The sequence below is a fragment of the Eremococcus coleocola ACS-139-V-Col8 genome, from assembly GCF_000183205.1.
GTDB classification, from domain to species: domain Bacteria; phylum Bacillota; class Bacilli; order Lactobacillales; family Aerococcaceae; genus Eremococcus; species Eremococcus coleocola.
This window is the reverse complement of the sequence record NZ_AENN01000001.1, coordinates 107,673-126,392: the sequence shown is the minus strand read 5'-3', so window position 1 is coordinate 126,392 and position 18,720 is coordinate 107,673. Positions and strand designations below refer to the sequence as shown.

General features: G+C 38.1%; 19 protein-coding genes. 14 read left to right on the top strand and 5 right to left on the bottom strand.

The window, feature by feature from the left end; genetic code table 11:
- Positions 1-161: 161 nt before the first annotated feature.
- Positions 162-779 (bottom strand): hypothetical protein, encoded by a 618-nt coding sequence (locus HMPREF9257_RS00555; protein WP_006417447.1) that lies wholly within the window; start codon positions 777-779, stop codon positions 162-164.
- A 14-nt stretch (positions 780-793) separates the two neighbouring features.
- Complete coding sequence (locus HMPREF9257_RS00550) at positions 794-1,255, bottom strand: helix-turn-helix domain-containing protein (RefSeq protein ID WP_006417508.1); 462 nt, start codon at positions 1,253-1,255, stop codon at positions 794-796.
- Between the two features lie 217 nt (positions 1,256-1,472).
- On the opposite strand from HMPREF9257_RS00550, the gene rpmG reads away from it, so the two are divergent.
- From rpmG to HMPREF9257_RS00530, 5 genes are all read left to right on the top strand, one after another.
- Positions 1,473-1,625 (top strand): 50S ribosomal protein L33, encoded by a 153-nt coding sequence (gene rpmG, locus HMPREF9257_RS08875; protein WP_081453700.1) that lies wholly within the window; start codon positions 1,473-1,475, stop codon positions 1,623-1,625.
- A gap of 224 nt (positions 1,626-1,849) precedes the next feature.
- Positions 1,850-2,419, top strand: coding sequence for a 5-formyltetrahydrofolate cyclo-ligase (locus HMPREF9257_RS00545; protein ID WP_006417487.1), 570 nt, complete (start codon positions 1,850-1,852; stop codon positions 2,417-2,419).
- Between the two features lie 2 nt (positions 2,420-2,421).
- Positions 2,422-3,111, top strand: coding sequence for a rhomboid family intramembrane serine protease (locus tag HMPREF9257_RS00540; RefSeq protein WP_006417588.1), 690 nt, complete (start codon positions 2,422-2,424; stop codon positions 3,109-3,111).
- Positions 3,112-3,116: 5 nt separating this feature from the next.
- On the top strand, positions 3,117-4,091 hold the full coding sequence (locus HMPREF9257_RS00535) for an ROK family glucokinase (protein WP_006417463.1): 975 nt from the start codon (positions 3,117-3,119) through the stop codon (positions 4,089-4,091).
- 19 nt (positions 4,092-4,110) lie between these two features.
- Positions 4,111-4,506: a rhodanese-like domain-containing protein gene (locus HMPREF9257_RS00530; RefSeq protein ID WP_006417554.1), complete on the top strand. Its 396-nt coding sequence runs from the start codon at positions 4,111-4,113 to the stop codon at positions 4,504-4,506.
- 73 nt (positions 4,507-4,579) lie between these two features.
- Here the strand turns inward: HMPREF9257_RS00530 and HMPREF9257_RS09605 are convergent, their stop codons facing one another.
- Positions 4,580-4,711, bottom strand: a complete 132-nt coding sequence (locus tag HMPREF9257_RS09605; protein ID WP_081453699.1) for a DUF4044 domain-containing protein — start codon at positions 4,709-4,711, stop codon at positions 4,580-4,582.
- 192 nt (positions 4,712-4,903) lie between these two features.
- Between HMPREF9257_RS09605 and HMPREF9257_RS00525 the strand changes: the two genes are divergently transcribed.
- Both HMPREF9257_RS00525 and HMPREF9257_RS00520 read left to right on the top strand, forming a co-directional pair.
- Positions 4,904-5,602 carry a response regulator transcription factor gene (locus tag HMPREF9257_RS00525; protein ID WP_006417449.1) on the top strand — a complete coding sequence of 233 codons (699 nt, stop codon included), beginning with the start codon at positions 4,904-4,906 and terminating at the stop codon, positions 5,600-5,602.
- A gap of 2 nt (positions 5,603-5,604) precedes the next feature.
- Positions 5,605-7,110, top strand: a complete 1,506-nt coding sequence (locus HMPREF9257_RS00520; RefSeq protein ID WP_006417574.1) for a sensor histidine kinase — start codon at positions 5,605-5,607, stop codon at positions 7,108-7,110.
- Positions 7,111-7,208: 98 nt separating this feature from the next.
- Here HMPREF9257_RS00520 and yidC read toward each other — a convergent pair whose 3' ends face one another.
- Together yidC and HMPREF9257_RS00510 are read right to left on the bottom strand one after the other, a co-directional pair.
- Complete coding sequence (yidC, locus tag HMPREF9257_RS00515) at positions 7,209-8,153, bottom strand: membrane protein insertase YidC (protein ID WP_006417497.1); 945 nt, start codon at positions 8,151-8,153, stop codon at positions 7,209-7,211.
- 81 nt (positions 8,154-8,234) lie between these two features.
- Entirely contained in the window at positions 8,235-8,507 is a 273-nt protein-coding gene (locus tag HMPREF9257_RS00510; protein WP_006417503.1) for an acylphosphatase, read from the bottom strand.
- Positions 8,508-8,599: 92 nt separating this feature from the next.
- Here HMPREF9257_RS00510 and HMPREF9257_RS00505 point away from each other — a divergent pair, with 92 nt between their 5' ends.
- The 7 genes from HMPREF9257_RS00505 (at position 8,600) to HMPREF9257_RS00475 (ending at position 18,538) form a co-directional block, all read left to right on the top strand.
- On the top strand, positions 8,600-11,470 hold the full coding sequence (locus HMPREF9257_RS00505; RefSeq protein WP_006417417.1) for an FtsK/SpoIIIE family DNA translocase: 2,871 nt from the start codon (positions 8,600-8,602) through the stop codon (positions 11,468-11,470).
- A gap of 108 nt (positions 11,471-11,578) precedes the next feature.
- Positions 11,579-12,613, top strand: a complete 1,035-nt coding sequence (locus HMPREF9257_RS00500; RefSeq protein ID WP_006417551.1) for a BMP family lipoprotein — start codon at positions 11,579-11,581, stop codon at positions 12,611-12,613.
- Between the two features lie 233 nt (positions 12,614-12,846).
- Complete coding sequence (locus HMPREF9257_RS00495) at positions 12,847-13,785, top strand: nucleoside hydrolase (protein ID WP_006417484.1); 939 nt, start codon at positions 12,847-12,849, stop codon at positions 13,783-13,785.
- 18 nt (positions 13,786-13,803) lie between these two features.
- On the top strand, positions 13,804-14,823 hold the full coding sequence (locus tag HMPREF9257_RS00490; protein WP_006417556.1) for a BMP family lipoprotein: 1,020 nt from the start codon (positions 13,804-13,806) through the stop codon (positions 14,821-14,823).
- A gap of 118 nt (positions 14,824-14,941) precedes the next feature.
- On the top strand, positions 14,942-16,507 hold the full coding sequence (locus HMPREF9257_RS00485) for an ABC transporter ATP-binding protein (RefSeq protein ID WP_006417570.1): 1,566 nt from the start codon (positions 14,942-14,944) through the stop codon (positions 16,505-16,507).
- Positions 16,497-17,588, top strand: coding sequence for an ABC transporter permease (locus HMPREF9257_RS00480; protein WP_006417512.1), 1,092 nt, complete (start codon positions 16,497-16,499; stop codon positions 17,586-17,588). The genes HMPREF9257_RS00485 and HMPREF9257_RS00480 overlap by 11 nt, the downstream gene beginning before the upstream one ends.
- Complete coding sequence (locus HMPREF9257_RS00475; protein ID WP_006417434.1) at positions 17,585-18,538, top strand: ABC transporter permease; 954 nt, start codon at positions 17,585-17,587, stop codon at positions 18,536-18,538. The genes HMPREF9257_RS00480 and HMPREF9257_RS00475 overlap by 4 nt, the downstream gene beginning before the upstream one ends.
- Positions 18,539-18,720: the final 182 nt, after the last annotated feature.

Sequence of the window (18,720 nt, the reverse complement as noted above, 5' to 3'; positions counted from 1 at the left end):
CCAGATTTTTTGTTTTTGAAAATACTTATCTATAGTTTTTATAAAGAAAAGTCAAGGCTAAAATTATCTAAATAAAAAAGGCACACCATAAGTATGCCTTCTAATGAATTAAATCTATATTTATGCTTCAATGCTAACTTTGAAAGTTTCTTTTAATTAGCTTAGTAGTAATAATAGGCTCCGCCAGTAATAAGGGAAGCAATATCATGGATGGACATATCTGAATTTAATTGGTAAGAATCAGCGACAATGACTGAGCTTAAATCCCATTGATCAATTAAAGCTTCTAGGTCAGCGGCAGATTCGATATAACCTTCACTTTCAAGGCGTTGAGTAATTTCAGAGGCACTTTCTCCTTCAGAAATTGTAAAAGTACCTTCAACTGCAGGTTCGTTTGTTTGGTCTCCTTGATTTGAGGTAGACACACTAGATTCTGAAGTGCTTTGACTCGAATCATTTTCACTTTCATCTTGAGATTCATTTTGGTTGGATTCATCTGAGCTTTTGCTTTCAGAATTTTTCTTTTGGCTTGATGCTAGTTTAGTTAGACTTTCCTGCATCTTTTTGTTTTCATCCTGGAGGGATTCATTAACCTCTATAAGGGACGAAACCTCTTTTTTGGTCTCTTCACTGGTTTCTTGAACCGTGGGTGATAATAAATCTGATAAATTGAGGTCACGTCCAGGAACTTGTCCTTGAACAAAGACTGCATAGGAAGCCAGAATTAAAGTTGAGAGGAGAAAACCAGAGCTGAGAGAACGTAGGGTGTTTTTTTTCATGGATGGCTCCTTTCTTAGCGGTTTTCGATGTAATCATCAACGACCGCTTGGACAATTGGAATGCCAATATTTACAGCATCTGATATTTCTTGCATCGTATAACCTTGCGAATATAGTTTAATAATTGAATCCATTTCATCTTCACTTAAAGTGGAAATATCAATGGCATCAACCGTTTGATCTGCTTCAGCAAGATCATTTACTGGTACATCAGTAGGTACCCCGTTTTCTGGAGTGTCAGAAAGATAAGTGACATCTTCTGATTGATAGAAAGCAGGGCTATCATCACGGACCACTTCTTGTTTTTCAAGTTCGGTTAATCGAGACTTGATAGCAAATAATTCTTTAGAAAACTGTTCTGTATAATCGTCAACTTTATCTTCTAGTGCATCAGCGTCATTGCCACTAAATAGTGAGATGGCAAATAAAATAATTGAAATCACTAGAAGTACGATTATTAATATCCATAGATTCATCTAGGACACCTCTTTCATTATGGTTTGATTAATTTTAATTTTATCAAATATTGGCTAAATATCAATCAATTCCACATTACAGATTAGTGATTTTGTGTTAACAGACGCTTAAAGTAAAAATTCTTAAAAATAGACCTAGCATTCTTGAGTGCATCATGATATAATAATTCGGTACTGTTCAAATGAACTGAATTTTAAAAAGTCTGGAGGGATTCTCATGCGTGTAAACATTACCTTAGAATGTACCGAATGTGGCGATCGCAATTATTTAACAAGCAAAAACAAACGTAATAATCCAGATCGAATTGAAGTGAAAAAATATTGCCCAAGATTACGCAAAGTAACACTTCATCGTGAAGTTAAAAAATAGTAAAAATTGTAGGGGGCTGGGCAAAAAAAGCTCAGTCTTCTTTATTTAACTAAATACAAGATGTTTTAGCGCAGTAGTTGACTGGATAGAAACGACGTCGTAATGCGACTTGTTCCATCCTAGCCAACCGGGCGGGGGCGGGCAAATGAAGCGAAAATCACAGATTTTCTACTTCTTGCCCGCTCCCTCTTTTTTTAATTTTCCAATTACTTAGGAGGTGTCCTATGACCAAAAAAGAAATTCGGGAAGAAGTACGCCAAGCTATGTTGGCCATTAGCCTTGAGGATCGTCAGGCATATGAAGCGAGTCTCTGGCAAGATCTACAAGCTTATCTGTCTGCAAATCCCATCAAGAGTATTGCCTTTTTCTATGGTTTTGGGGGAGAATTACGGACCCCTTTAATGATAGAACGGCTTATGGACCAGTTTCAAATCTTATTACCACGGATCCAAGCGAATTATCAATTAAGCTTTCATCCTTATCATCGCGGAGATGTTTTGGAAACAGCCTACAAAGGGCTGAAACAACCCTTAGCTGATAGCCCTCAATGGCAAGCCAACCAAATAGATTTGATGATTGTTCCTGGTCTTGCATTTGATCTTTCAGGCTATCGGATAGGGTATGGCGGTGGCTATTATGACCGTTATCTCCTTAATTTTCCGGGTAAGACCTTGTCCATAGTGTATCCTGAACAAGTTCTTCCTGACTTAAGTCCAGTCATGGAAAATTATGACCAAAAAATTGATCGAATTATAGTTGCAGAGATACTTAAGAAAAAGAAGGGAGAATACTAAGCGTGGGATCAAAGAGAGATTTTAAACCTTGGTTAACCTATGCTTTTCTAGTCATTAATATTGGCTGGTTCGCCTTTACCTATCTAGTATATGGAACAACGACAGACAGTAGAGTTTTGCTAGATACTGGAGCAAACTTCATGCCATATGTTTTCCAAAATCATGAATATTGGCGGATACTATCCGCTACCTTTGTTCACATTGGCATGAGCCATTTACTTTTTAATATGATGACCCTATATTTTATGGGGCCCGAATTGGAAGAAATTCTGGGTCATATCAAATTTTTATTGATTTACTTAATTGCAGGGATTGGGGGGAATTTAACCTCACTTGCCTTTAATACAGGGGTATCAGCGGGAGCATCGACTGCTCTATTCGGTATGTTTGCCGCCTTTATAGTCTTAGCAATAATCCATCCAGATTCTCATTATTTATGGCAAAGATCTCGTTCATTCATTATTTTAGTGGGTTTAAATTTGGTGAATGGCTTTCTTTCACCAGGAATCGATAATTGGGGCCATTTAGGGGGACTCTTATTTGGGGCTTTGGCAACCTATGTGATTGGCTCTAAAGGTAAATCAAAAGCCAAGCTTTGGCAACGAGGATTGGTTGCTGTTTTAAGCGGTATTATTGCGGTGTTTTTGGTATACTATGCGTATCAGGAATTTTTACATTATTTTGAGAGGTGACGAACATGGGTAAGTATATAGTGGGTATCGATTTAGGGGGGACCAGTGCCAAAATGGCAATCGCGAGTCCGGATGGTCAATTAAAATATAAATGGACCATTGGTACCGAAATTCATCAAGAGGGACAATTAATTGTGCCTGCAATTATTCAATCAATTAAACGGAGTTTAGCAGAACATGATTTGACCGACCAAGATATTATCGGGATTGGTATGGGAACTCCTGGTGCGGTAGATGTTAAAGCCAAAACCGTTATAGGTGCTTATAATTTAAATTGGAAGACAACACAAGATTTAGGCCAACAATTTGGTCAGGCCTTCGATATTCCGTTTTTTGTAGATAATGATGCCAACGTGGCGGCCCTCGGTGAACAATGGTTAGGCGCGGGGAATGGTGCTGAAAATGTTGTGATGGTGACCCTGGGAACTGGGATTGGCGGCGGTGTTGTAATTAATGGTCAACTATACCGAGGTAGTGGAGCTGCAGGCGAAATTGGTCATATGACTATTGAAGACCATACCGATATACATTGTACTTGTGGTAAAAAAGGCTGTTTTGAAGCCTTAGCTTCTGCAAATGGTATTGTCCGACTCGCCAAAGAAATGGTAGACCAAGATGAGGGGAATATTGACCATTCTGAATTTTATGAAAAAGTAGTTCAAGATCAGACCTTTACCTCTTTTGATATTTTTGAAGCAGCCAAGGCGATCGATGGATTTGCGAGTCAAGTGGTCGACAAGGTTGCTTATTATATTGGTCTAGGAGTTTCTCATATTGCCAATATTTTAAATCCATCAGCCATTGTTTTAGGTGGCGGTATGGCTGGAGCAGGGGAATTTTTACGAGAAAAAGTCGATGCTTATTACCGTGAATTTACTTACCAACAAATACGTGAGACGACTCAGATTGTTTTAGCCCAATTGGGTAATGATGCCGGTGTAATTGGAGCAGTAAATTTAATTAATACCGAAATTAAGTAATTAGAATGGAGCAAAAATTGTGGATTTATTAATGTTTATTACGGTGGGTGCCTTACTCATCTTAATTGCTTTTGGACTGTACTATGCCTATTTATGGTTCTTGCGTAAACAGTCGGCCGAAATGGTGGATAGTTTAACTGTGAGAGAAAATATGCGTCATAGTCAAGTGGTCGATGTACGTCAGCCGGCTGAATTTAAGGCAAAACATATTTTAGGTGCTCGCAATATTCCTTCATCTGAGATGAAATTAAGACTGAATGAAATTCGTAAAGACCAAGCAGTCTATCTTTATGATGATAATATGGCTGAGGTTTCACGGGCTGCTCGTGCGTTAAAAAAGAATGGTCATTCTCAGATTTATATTCTAAAAGGTGGCTTTTCTGCCTGGGATGGTAAAATTAAATCAGATTTATAGATTTTATCAGATAAAATAAGCGCCTAGAACTAAAATTTGTTCTAGGCGCTTATTTCATTATAAAAATTTACTTTTAATTATTCATAAAACTGAACATTGGAATTAAGCTGTATAATACGGAACCGACCATTACTAATAGAGTAATGATTGCTACAATTTTGACAGTTCGTTCCATCTTAGATGGTTTCTTCTTTGATTTAGCCATTTATCGTCGCTCCTTTGCTAAAACTTAGAGTAAGTTTACCGAATTTACAGCTAGCTTTCAAGGAAAAAACGATAATATATTATTAATTTAATTAAAGAATTATGAGCCTTAAAAGCTGTCCTTGTGCAATATTTGTGGCAAATTTCTCATTTTTAGGTTACAATAAATAGGAAAAAGTAAGGAGGACATCTTATGAGTGAACGTAAACAAAGAGTATTAATTATTGAAGATGAAAAGAACCTAGCCCGTTTTGTTGATTTAGAGTTACAACATGAAGGGTATGAGACAGATATTCGTCACGATGGCCGCAGTGGGTTGGAAGCTGCTTTGGACGAGGAATGGGATGTCATTCTCTTAGATTTAATGTTACCAGAGCTAAACGGATTAGAAGTTTGTCGGCGGATTCGTCCTATTAAAGATACACCGATTATCATCATGACGGCCCGTGATTCTGTCATTGACCGAGTGTCTGGTTTAGACCAAGGGGCGGACGATTATATTGTTAAGCCGTTTGCGATTGAAGAATTATTAGCTCGTTTACGGGCACTTTTCCGACGGATTGATCATGAGGAAGAATTGAGAGTAACCCATCAACCAACGGTTGAATACCGTGATTTAGTCGTTGAAAAAGCTAATCGTATTGTTAAACGCGGGGATACAGTTATTGATTTGACCAAGCGAGAATATGAATTACTCTTATTCTTGATGGAAAATATAAATATGGTTATGTCGCGCGATACTTTATTAGATAAAGTATGGGGTTATAAATCTGAAGTTGAAACCAATGTGGTGGATGTTTATATTCGTTATTTACGGAATAAGATTGATGTGCCGGGACAAGAATCATACATTCAAACAGTGCGTGGTACCGGTTATGTAATGAGAACCTAGCCATGAATGAATTATTGACCCGGATGAAACAACCCCTTTCATTAAAATGGAAGTGGGCTGTTTTCTTATTTATTGTTATGTCACTGATTGCCAGTGTAGTTTTATTTTTCTATCAAAATGCTTCTTATACTTATTTTTATAAGACGATTGAAGACGAAGTTGCGACAGATTTTATGCAAATTAAAACTAATTTAGAAGATAGATCTTCTGGAATTGATGAAATGGATCGGCAGTTAACGATTACACCGGAAGGAATTCAACGATACAATAAACAAAAGGAATTGTTTCAGTACATTAATTTCTTGGACCAAGGTAATTATTTGATTCGTTTATACTCTGTGAATAATGAGTTAGTTTATCAAACCGAAACGGTTGAAATTCCTCAAACAGAAATTTCAAAGTCAGTCCAGTTATTAAACTATCAGAATAAAGCCTATATGGCCAAGCGGGCGGATTTAGTTTCTAAGACTTCTGGTCAAATAATTGGTAATTTAGAAGTGATTTATAATCCTACACGGTTCCAATCCTTTATTGACCATCAACGGAAATTGTTTATGCTATTATTGTTATTATCAGTTCTAGTGGCAGCACTTGCTTCAATTGCTCTAGCGATTTATTTCTTAAGACCTTTAACTTATTTGAATAATTCCTTAGACCGTGTTGAGGAAGATTCTTTGTCGGATATTCGGGTTCGTAAACCTGAAACGGATGATGAGTGGTCTGACTTGTTAGTCCATATCAATCGTCTCTTAGATAAGATTGACTCTTATGTGTCAAATCAAAAACGATTTGTTGAGGATGTTTCCCATGAATTAAGAACGCCCGTTTCGATTGTCGAAGGGCATTTAAAATTATTAAATCGTTGGGGTAAGGATGATCCTGAAATATTAGCTGAATCTATTTCTGCTTCTTTACAGGAAATAACGAGAATGAAAGTCTTAGTCCAAGAAATGTTGGATCTTTCGCGTGCAGACCATGTTGATGTTGATTACAAAAATGAAGTAACTGAAATCTATACGACGGCTAAGCAAGTTTATAATAATATGAAGTTAATTCATCCTGATTTTAAGTTTTTCTTAGACTCAGATGACCGTGAGGGTGAAAGTCAGTATGTGCAAATGTTTAGAAATCATTTTGAGCAGATATTAATTATCTTGATGGACAATGCAGTGAAATATAGTTTGGACCGGAAGGAAATTCATTTATCTATTTCACGTTCTGTGAATACGGTTGAAATCGCGGTTCAGGACTTTGGTGAAGGCATGAACCAGGAAGACCAAGAAAAAGTCTTTGGTCGTTTCTACCGGGTTGATAAAGCTCGGTCACGTGAAAAGGGTGGAACTGGTCTAGGCCTATCGATTGCCTATCAATTAATTAAGTCCTATCGTGGTCAAATCAGGGTTGATTCTGTTTTAGGTAATGGTTCAATTTTCTATATTAGCTTACCGCTACTAGAGGCTGATTCACCTTTACTAGTGAATAAAATGCAGAAACAGGATAATACCTGAGTGGACTAAAGCTAAAAAAATAGTAAAAATAAAAGAATCCATGTTCTTATCCCAGCCAGGATAAGAACATGGATTCTTTTTACTTATTACTAGCTTACTTATTTCCGTTTTTGTTTGCCTTCGTTGCGACGTTTAGCTTGGTTTCCTTTGATTGGCACCAACCGTTCCTTTTGATCTTCTGGATTGACTGTTTGGATTACTGGTTTACGTTTGCGTCGGGGAGCATTCTTGAAGCGTTCCGCATGGGCATCAATTTCCGCTTGGACTTTAGGTTTAACTACATGATTCATATAAAGTTGTTGGAAAATAGAAAAGATTGATCCAACTAAGAAGTAAATTCCTAAACCAGCTGCTGAAATATAAGTAATATAACCTATCATCAATGGGTTGATTAACATCATTGATTTGGAGGTTTGTTGGGCTTGAGGATTGTCGGAAGCAGGCATAGCCTTGGTAGATAACCATCCTTGGATAAAACCAATGATTACAACAGCAATTACAATGCCAAGGCTGCGTTCTCCCAAGTTAATACCTAAGAAATGAGAATTCTTAATGGCCTCAGATGAACGAATTGCCGCATAGACGGCAGAGATGATTGGCATTTGAATCAGTAGAGGAAGACAGCCTGAGACGCCACCTAACATATTGATATCATATTTCTTATAAACTGTCATTAATTCTTGTTGCAACTGCATTTTTTCCTGGTCACTGGTAGCAGCTTCAATTTCTGCTTGGATTTCATTAATTTCAGGTTGAGCCACCTTCATCTTAGCGGCAGAAGTCATCGATCCCTTAGTCATCTTAAGCGTAGATGGAATCATAAAAATTCGGGTAATTAGGGTGACAATAATAATAGCAATCCCGTATGAACCGCCAAAAATGTGAGCTAGCCAGTCTAAGAAATGTGAGGTAGGTATCCCAATGTATTCATAGAAAAAACCACTAGGATTTCCTTGTGCATCAGTACGCACACAACCAGTTAAGACTAAGCCTAACATTAATAAAAAGGCAATTTTGTAATATTTATCATATTTTTTTTGCATTTAGTGTATCACTCCGATTCTCTGTCATAAGTAATACTATATTAAACTAACAAAGGAATTTCAATTAAATTTGGGTAAATCCTAATAAATCGTGCGAAAGTCTGAATAATTTTTATCTAGTTTAATTTCTTCAATGTTGACATTATCAATTCTCATCCAGCGATGTTGGGGGATTTTTAGATGACTGATAAATTGACCTAAGGTCTCGTAATCAGTTTGGGCAATAATCATAACATTTCCATTACTTTGGTTGCGAACAGTGCCTTTGATCTTATATTTATCAGCTAAGCTTTGAACATAGTAACGATAACCCACCCCTTGAACACGACCTGAAACAATTAACTGGAAGGTCATTCGAATCATCCTTTCTAAATTCGATAAATGTATTTTAACATGTTATAATGATAGCTGCTATAAATGTAAATGTTAATTCAGGAGGATTCATTTTGACTGAAAAAAAAGTAAGTAAAAAAGCAAAAAGCAGACCAAGTAAAGCAAAAGGCACTTATCAAGTGTATTATTTGATTTTAGGCTTGGTTCTCTCATTCCTTTCATTATTAGCCCTGTGCCAATGGGGTTTTTTGGGTAATTTCATGGTGAATTGTATGCGGCTCTTGGTAGGGCAAGCTTATGATTTAATTTTTATCCTTATCTTATTTTTTGCCCTATATTTGATGGTGAAGGGTAAATTAATGACCATTTCGTGGAAAAAATTCTTAGGTGCGATCCTAGTATTAGTAGCGATTAGTTTGGCTTTGCATTTTAAAGCCTGTTTCCCGCAGGCCGCGGGGGCGGATTCATTAACTAGCCAAGTATATAGTCTGTTTAAAAATGAACTGGCCTTAAATCAAGTATCCCAAGATATGGGGGGAGGTTTACTAGGAGTAAGCTTGTATCAATCTTTTGCTTATCTCTTAGGCTCCTGGGGATCTTATTTATTGATATTAGTGCTCTTTTTTTGTGGCTTATTTATGTTAGTTGATATTCGACTCTCTGATTTAAAAGCAGCGAGTCAAGCTTTCTTTGGCCTATTTGCTGGTGTAAATGAATCTGTCTATGAGTCCATCGATCAAGCAAGAGACCTCTTAGAAGAACAAAGGGCCGTCCAAGCGCAAAAAAGGCAGGTAAAAGACCAAGCAGTCTTTAATTCTAATCAGGATGAAGCTGAGCTAGAGGATATGGACTTGAATGAATATCAAAGTCACAGCGATAATCATGAAGTAAATCCACATAAAACCAACTCGCTGAAGGGTCGTTTCGGTCATTTAGTCTCTGGTATTTTTAGCGATGGGTCTAGTAGTCAACGCGAGGTCTTTGATCGGACAGTAGATTATGATCTTCCGGCAAAAGTTGACCGCCATCGAGACTTTGAACCTTATCAAGCAGGAATCCCGCAAGCTAGTCAAGCGCAAAGAAGTCGTCAAGTTCAAGCGCCTGTTTTGGATATGGATTATTTTGACGCCTTAGACCATGATCACCCAGATCAATTCGCTACAGGTCAAGACCAAACTAAATCGGTTAAGCAGGAAGTGCCGATTGAACGGGGTGGTTCTTTTACCCCAGAAAACTATGAATTTCCAACTGAACCTAATCAAGCAGAATTGCTTGAGGAGACCGAGGTAAATCGTGCTAACAATATGGTTGATTCAAACGAAGAAACGGAACTTACTTCAGCAGAGTCAATTAATGACCAAGCTAAGATAGCTAGTCAGGCTGACCCGGTTCAAGCAAGCTCACTAGAAGAGAAGGTTTCCAATTCTGAATCAAGTTCTACAACTCAATTAGCGGCTCAACGTTGGCAAGATCAAGCTCACCAAGCCCAAAATTTAACCGCAGATGACTTGGAAGCTTCCTTACAAGCGGGACAAAAACCGACTCCAAGCCCTAAGCCAGCTAAGAAGAAGGCAAAACACCAAACCTATAAATTGCCTGGGAAGAGTTTATTAAATAAAATTCCTCCAGTTGACCAGTCAGAGGAATATGACCGCATCAAACATAACATTGAGAAATTAGAACGCACCTTTGAAAGTTTTGGCGTGGATGCCCGTGTGGTTAAGGCTAACCTAGGTCCAGCAGTTACTAAATATGAAATTGAACCAGCGGTAGGGGTGAAGGTTTCTAAAATTGTTTCCCTATCTGATGATATTGCTCTAGCGCTTGCGGCTCGAGATGTTCGGATGGAAGCACCTATTCCTGGCAAATCTTTGATTGGAATAGAAGTTCCTAATACCCAGGTGAGTCCAGTATCCTTCTGGGAAATCATTGATGCGGCCTTGAAGAGCCCTAATTTGTTAGAAGTTCCTTTAGGTCGGGATGTATCCGGTCAAGTGTGCCTAGCTGATTTAACCAAGATGCCCCATTTGTTAATGGCAGGGGCAACCGGATCCGGTAAATCTGTAGGGATGAATGTAATAATTGTGTCCTTATTAATGAAAGCTAGACCTGATCAAGTTAAGTTCTTGATGGTTGACCCTAAAAAAGTGGAGTTAACCATGTATAACGATTTACCCCATTTGTTAGCGCCAGTGGTGACTAATCCTCGTAAGGCAGCCAAAGCTTTGAATAATGTCGTTCAAGAAATGGAACGTCGGTATGAGCTTTTTGCTGAAACGGGGGTCCGCAATTTAGATTCTTATAATGAACATGTAGATAACCTTAATAAAAGTGAGGGGACCGGCTATGAAATATTACCGAAAATCGTGGTCTTCATTGATGAGTTAGCTGATTTAATGATGGTGGCTTCTAATGAAGTTGAAGCTGCGATTATTCGTTTGGCTCAAATGGCTCGAGCTGCAGGTATTCATATGATTATAGCGACCCAAAGACCGTCAGTGGATGTTATTACCGGGATTATTAAAGCCAACGTACCATCACGCCTAGCCTTCGCGGTGTCTTCAGGGACAGATTCACGAACCATCCTTGACTCAAATGGGGCAGAAAAACTCCTAGGTAAGGGGGATATGCTCTTCCAACCTATGGGCAAAAACAAACCAGTCCGGGTTCAAGGAGCCTTTATTTCGGATGAAGAGGTAGAACGAATTACAGATATGATTAAAGATCAAACTGAGCCTGATTATGATGAAAATATGGTCGTAACGGATGAAAATATGGCCATGGAACAAGCGTCTGAAGATGAATATTTTGAAGATGCAGTGGAACTGATTCAAGAACAAGAAACAATCTCTATTTCTCAATTACAACGTCGTTTTCGGATTGGTTATAATCGAGCCGCAAGGTTGATTGATGATCTAGAAGCCATGGGATATATTTCAGCAGCGGATGGATCTAAACCAAGACAGGTCTTGATAAATCAGTAATTATAAGTGATTTTAACAATAGTTATAAATAAATTTAATCAAAACCAACTTGAAATGGTGGCGTTTTCAAGATATAATACTTGCATACAATTAGAAGGAGTGATGTAAGTGTCAAAATTTTTTAAAGCGGCCTCTGTGGCCTTAACTTTAGGTTCTGTTTTAGCACCAGCAGCTATGGTAGTAGCGCAAGAAAGCGATGATTTCTCTGCAGTAATTGTTACTGACGTCGGTGGGGTAGATGATAAATCCTTCAACCAATCAGCTTGGGAAGGCCTTCAAGCGTGGGGTGAAGAAGCAGGTAAAGAAAAAGGCGCTAAAGGATATGATTATATTCAATCTGATAGCGACTCTGATTATATTACTAACTTAAATACAGCCATTCAATCTGGTTTTGATTTAACCTTTGGGATTGGTTTCAAATTAGAGGAAGCTATTAACCAAATCGCGCAACAAAATCCTGATTCTCATTTTGCTATTGTGGATTCTTTCGTAGATCAACCAAACGTAGCGTCATATAACTTCAAAGACCATGAAGCTTCCTTCTTAGCAGGGGTTGCGGCAGCCATGACAACTAAGACTAACAAAGTTGGTTTTGTTGGAGGGGTTGAAGGGGTTATTATTGACCGCTTTGAAGCTGGTTTCGTAGCAGGGGTTAAAGCAGTTAATCCTGATATTGAAGTCTCAGTAGAATATGCTGGTTCATTTGCAGATGCACCAAAAGGTAAACAAATTGCAGCAGCAATGTTCAAAAATGGTGCGGATGTAATCTTCCATGCTTCAGGTGATACTGGTAACGGTGTCTTCTCAGAAGCAAAAGACTTAGTTAAAAATGATCCTTCTCAAGAAATTTGGGTAATTGGGGTTGATCGTGACCAAGATGCAGAAGGTGTTATTGAAATTGATGGTGAAGAACGTCACTTAACCTTAACCTCTACCCTAAAGGGTGTTGGTGAAGCAGTTAAATTAGCAACTGAACAAGCTGCTAAAGGTGAGTTCAAAGCTGGTAACAACGTGCTTGGTTTGAAAGAAGACGGCGTTGGCTTGACTGATGGTCAATTAAGCGATGAAATTAAAGAAAAAGTTGCTGAATATAAAGACCAAATTATCAATGGCGACATTGAAGTTCCTGAAAAACCAGAATAGACTATTAAAAAGACTATTAGGTTAAGTTTTCAATAATTATTTTCAACCCTAAGGGGCAATTATGGGGCATTTACGGAGTTATTATTAATTCTGTAAATGCTTTTTTTTTATGAAAAAATAAAAACACGAACATTATATTTAAAAAAATGATAAAACATTGTATTTCATTGAATTAATAGGTGAAAAACACTAAACTAGTTCTTGTTTTTCAATTCTGTGTGAAAGGTGGTTTTATGCGAAAAGTATATTTAAACCATGATGGTGGAGTGGATGATTTAGTTTCGCTCTACTTATTATTGCAGATGGACCAGGTAGAATTAATCGGGGTAGGGGTAATACCAGCCGATTGTTATTTATTACCTGCAGTATCTGCTAGTCAAAAAATTATTCAACGGTTCTCTAAGAGGTTAGATTTAAAGGTAGCAGCTTCAAATTCGAGAGGTCTCAATCCATTTCCAACTGAGTGGCGGATGCATGCTTATTATGTCGATGCCTTACCAGTTTTGAATGAAGATTTACCTCTAAAAGTTGGCCTATCTAATTTACCAGCTCACCAAGACTTAATTCGTGCATTAAAGGAGAGTGACCAAAAGGTTGATTTGGTTTTTGTAGGTCCTTTAACCGATTTAGCTCGGGCTTTAGATCAAGCACCTGAGATTGAAACGAAGATTAACAAATTAATCTGGATGGGAGGAACTTTCCTAGCAGATGGGAATGTTCATGAATCAGACCATGATGGTAGTGCTGAATGGAATGCTTACTGGGATCCTCAAGCCACAAAACGGGTCTGGAACTCAAGTATTGAAATTGATCTTGTTGCTTTGGAAAGTACCAATAAAGTCCCTCTGACTATTGATATTCGGGAAGGGTGGGCAAAGCAACGCTCTTATATTGGTATGGATTTCTTAGGACAATGTTATGCCATGGTGCCCCCTTTGGTTCATTTTGCGACGAATTCAACCTATTATCTATGGGATGTTTTGACTACCTTAACTCTTGTCAATGATTCAATGATTCAAAAGAAAGTGGTATATTCTACGGTCCATGATCAAGGACCGAGTCAAGGACGAACGCAAGTTGATCCTCAGGGACGCCCTGTTAACCTTGTTTATGATGTTGACCATGACACTTTCTTCCAAGGAATTGAACACTTAGCTAAAAAATCATACTAAAAGAAAAGGATGTTTTTTATGAAAAAATTTGGAATTGCAGCATTAACTCTATCTTTACTTAGTCCAGGAATGATTTCTATGGTCCAAGCTCAAGAAGATTTCTCTGCCATTATGATTACTGACCAGGGTGGAATTGATGATAAGTCCTTTAACCAATCTGCCTGGGAAGGGCTTCAAGCCTGGGGTAAAGAAAATGGTAAAGAAAAGGGCGCAAAAGGCTTTGATTATCTAGAATCTGATGAAGACTCTCAATATGTCACCAATATTAACACGGCAGTCCAAGCAGGTTTTGATATTATTTACGGAGTAGGCTTCAAATTACAACCCGCCATTGAACAAATTGCCGGTCAACAACCAGACCAAAAATTTGCTGTAGTGGATTCTTTTGTTGATGCTCCAAACGTTGCCTCAATTAATTTCCGCGCCAATGAAGCAGCTTACTTAGCTGGTGCAGCTGCTGCTTTATCATCTGAAACAGGCCATATTGGCTTTGTCGGTGGAGCAGAATCTGAAGTGATTGATGCTTTCGAAGCGGGTTTTGTTGCCGGTGCCAAAGCTGTAAAAGACGATATTGAAGTAACGGTAGAATATGTTGGGTCATTTGCTGATGCACCTAAGGCTAAACAAATTGCTTCTGCTATGTATGCCAATGATATTGATGTGATTTACCAAGCTGCAGGTGAATCTGGTAATGGTGTTTTCTCAGAAGCTAAAGATTTAGTTGCTGCTGACTCAAGCCGTAATTTATGGGTGATTGGTGCTGACCGCGACCAAACTGAAGAAGGAACGGTTACAGTAGACGGAAAAGAACGTACTTTAACTTTAACTTCAACCTTGAAAAAGGTTGGGGAAACTATGCATACTTTTACCAATGAAGTAATGAATGGCAATTTTAAATCTGGTTTAGTTGAATATGGTTTAGATACTGACTCTGTGGGTATCACAGATGGTCAACTTTCAGAAGATATTTTAAAACAAGTCAATGATTTAAAAAATCAAATTATTGATGGTAAAATCGAAGTCCCAACTAAGCCGTAATATTATCACTTAAAAATATATAGAGGGAACTATTTTTAAATATTCCCTCTATTTTTTTTGAGATAAATTGGTATAATGAAAACGGAACACAAATTAAGAAACAGGATGTGATAGCTAAATGGAAACGCAAACACCAGTTATTGAAATGCGCAATATCTCTAAGCGATTTGGAGATTTTTACGCCAACAAAAATATTAACTTGGAATTGCGCAAGGGTGAAATTCATGCCTTGTTAGGTGAAAATGGGGCAGGAAAATCGACCTTAATGAATATATTATCCGGCTTATTAGAACCGAGCGAAGGTGAAATACTGATTAACGGGAAAGCTGTGACGATTGACTCTCCTAGTAAAGCAGAAAAATTAGGAATCGGGATGGTTCATCAACATTTTATGTTAATTGATGCCTTTACTGTTTTAGAAAATATTATTTTAGGGGATGAACCAATCTCTGGTCTTACTTTGAATCAAAATGAGGCTTTGGAAAAAATTAATGAGTTATCAGACCAATATGGTTTGCGAATTGAACCTAAATCCCGAGTGGAATCTATCTCAGTTGGGATGCAACAACGGGTCGAAATCTTAAAAGTATTATATCGGGAAGCTGATATTTTAATTTTTGATGAACCGACGGCATCCTTAACACCCCAAGAGATTGAAGATTTAGTGGTGACCTTGAGGGCTCTGGCTAAAGAAGGTAAGTCCATTATCATTATTACCCATAAATTAGATGAAATTAAGGCGGTAGCAGATCGGTGTACGGTCATTCGTCGGGGGGAATCAATTGATACAGTTGATGTTGCAACCACGACTGCGAGTGATTTAGCGGATATGATGGTCGGTCGTTCTGTATCCTTCAAGACAGAAAAAGCACCGGCGCAACCTAAAGATACTATCCTAAGTATTAACGATTTGGTTGTAAAAGATGAGCGTGGTATTGAAAAAGTGAAACACCTTTCTTTTGAAGTAAGAACAGGTGAAATTGTTGGGATTGCTGGGATAGATGGCAATGGTCAGACAGAGTTAATTCTAACCTTGAACGGTTTAATGCAGGCTGATTCGGGTACGGTGACTTATAAAGGTGAAGATATTACCGGTTTTTCACCACGAAAGCTTTACGAAGCAGGTATTTCACATATTCCGGAAGATCGGCATAAGTATGGCCTTATTTTAGATTTTCCTTTGGACCAAAATTTCTCCTTAAAACAATATTATAAATCACCTTATTCAAAGGTTGGTTTTATGAATGATAAGGTGATTTATGATAATGCGGTTCAATTAATTGATCGTTTTGATGTACGGACAAGTTCACCACAAGCTTCAGCACGGTCTTTATCAGGGGGAAACCAACAAAAAGCAATTATTGCACGGGAAGTAGCAGCAAATCCAGTCTTTATATTTGCAGCCAATCCGACCCGGGGGCTTGATGTGGGGGCAATAGAGTATATTCATAAATCTTTAATTGATGAACGTGATAAAGATAAAGGTATTTTATTGATGAGTTTTGAATTAGATGAAATTCTCAATTTATCGGATCGAATCTTAGTAATGTATGATGGTAAAATAGTAGCAGATATTCCTGCGGGTGAAACCAATGAACAAGAATTAGGCTTAATGATGGCTGGAACCTCTTATGAACAAGTGCTAGCCCAACGTGAAGGGAGCGGAGTAGAAAATGGAAAATAAAAAAGTATCATTTTTAGTTCCGATTCTTTCGGTTGTAATTGGGTTACTTTTTGGAGCCCTGATTATGATAATTTTTAAATATAATCCTCTTGAGGGTTATACTGCCCTAGTGAAAGGAGCTTTAGGGACACCGTTTTATATTGGACAAACCATTCGGGCCGCGACACCTTTAATTTTTACTGGTTTAGGATTTGCGGTAGCCTATACTGCTGGTTTCTTTAATATTGGTCTTTCTGGACAAGCTTTATGGGGTTGGATGATTTCAGTTTGGATTGGTTTATTGATGCCAGAAGCACCTAAATTGATTGTTTTACCACTTGCAATTATCGGTGGGGCCTTAGCAGGGGCTTTATGGGCTGCCATTGCTGGAGTTTTAAAGGCTTTCTTCAATACTTCAGAGGTTATTGTAACCATTATGTTAAACTACATTTCTGTCTATTCAGTTGATTATATTATTCGTAATGTATTAACTGATCGAGCTGACCGGACGCCAGCCTTGGCTGAAAATGCCAGCTTAAAAGCACAATGGATGACGGACTTAACTCAGTTTTCAACCATCCATACAGGAATATTCCTCGCTTTAATTTTCGGTATCATTGTTTATATTGTTATGAATAAAACCACGCTTGGTTTTGAATTAAAAGCTGTTGGTCTTAATAAACATGCTTCTAACTATGCGGGGATGAATGCTAAACGGAATATTATTATGGCTATGGTCTTATCAGGTGGCCTAGCTGGATTAGGTGGAGTAATGAATGGACTTGGCGAATATGGTTATATTTTCCTAACCAATGGGGTATCACCTTCAATTGGTTTTGATGGAATGGCGGTAGCCTTATTAGGGGCTTTAAACCCACTAGGAACAATTTTTGCGGCCTTCTTATTTGGGGCTTTAAAGACAGGTGGAACGTCCATGCCATTACAAAGCGGAGTGCCATCAGAGGTTGTAGATATTGTTATTGCAAGTATTATCTTCTTTGTTGGTTCATCTTATGTCATTACTTATTTCTTGGATAAACGTAAAAAAGCTCCAGTTGTGGGTAATCAAACCATCGTCGAACAAGGAGGGGAAAATAAATGATTTCAACTATTTCTTTATTAGTTTCATCGACCTTAGTTTATTCCGCTCCTTTGATTTTCACTGCCCTCGGCGGGGTTTTCTCTGAACGATCTGGTACGGTTAATGTGGGTCTGGAAGGAATCATGGTCATGGGAGCCTTCTCATCCATTGTTTTCAATCTTTTTTATTCAGCTGCTGGTCATCCTTATGGCCACTGGTTGGGCCTTATCATAGCAGGTTTAGTTGGGGTCGCTTTTGCATCTATCCATGCCTTAGCTACTGTTTATCTTCGGGCCGATCATGTTATTTCTGGGACAGTCTTGAACTTAATCGCCCCATCTTTAGCTGTCTTTATAACTCGGGAACTTTTCGAAGGGAAGGGACAAACAGATTTTGTTTCACATAGTTTTGGTTACTATAATTTCCCAGTTCTATCTAAGATTCCTGTGATTGGTGAAATTTTCTTTACTTCGACTTCTGTACCAGCTTATTTAGCAATTGTCTTAGCGATTATTTGTTATTTTATTCTGTTTAAAACTCGGTTTGGTTTACGGCTTCGTTCAGTCGGCGAACACCCTCAGGCAGCAGATACGTTAGGAATTAACGTTTACCGGCTACGCTTTATTGGTATCCTTATATCCGGTTTCTTAGGTGGAATTGGAGGCGGCGTTTTAGCCCAATCTATTTCTTTAAACTTCTCTGCCTCAACCATTGCTGGACAAGGGTTTATGGCGATGGCTGCCATGATATTTGGTAAATGGAATCCAATCGGAGCCATGGGAGCAGCCTTGTTCTTTGGTTTTGCACAGTCCTTATCTGTTATTGGTTCTCAGATTCCATTGATAGCGGGGATTCCTTCAGTTTATCTTCAAATTGCTCCTTATGTTGTAACAATTATTGTGCTAGTGAGTTTTGTTCGTCAGTCTGCGGGACCTGCTGCCAACGGAACAACGTATATTAAAACTAAATAATCAATATATAATATATGTAATCGAAAGACTAATGGAATTGAGCACTTTGCTCAGTCCCATTAGTTTTTTTAGGTAAGTTATCGTTTAAGTTATTAAGTTCCATATTTCATAGGATTTTAAAATAAATTTCAAGCTCAATGATGCTATGGTCTTGGCACTTGTGTTATAATAGTGGCTGAATA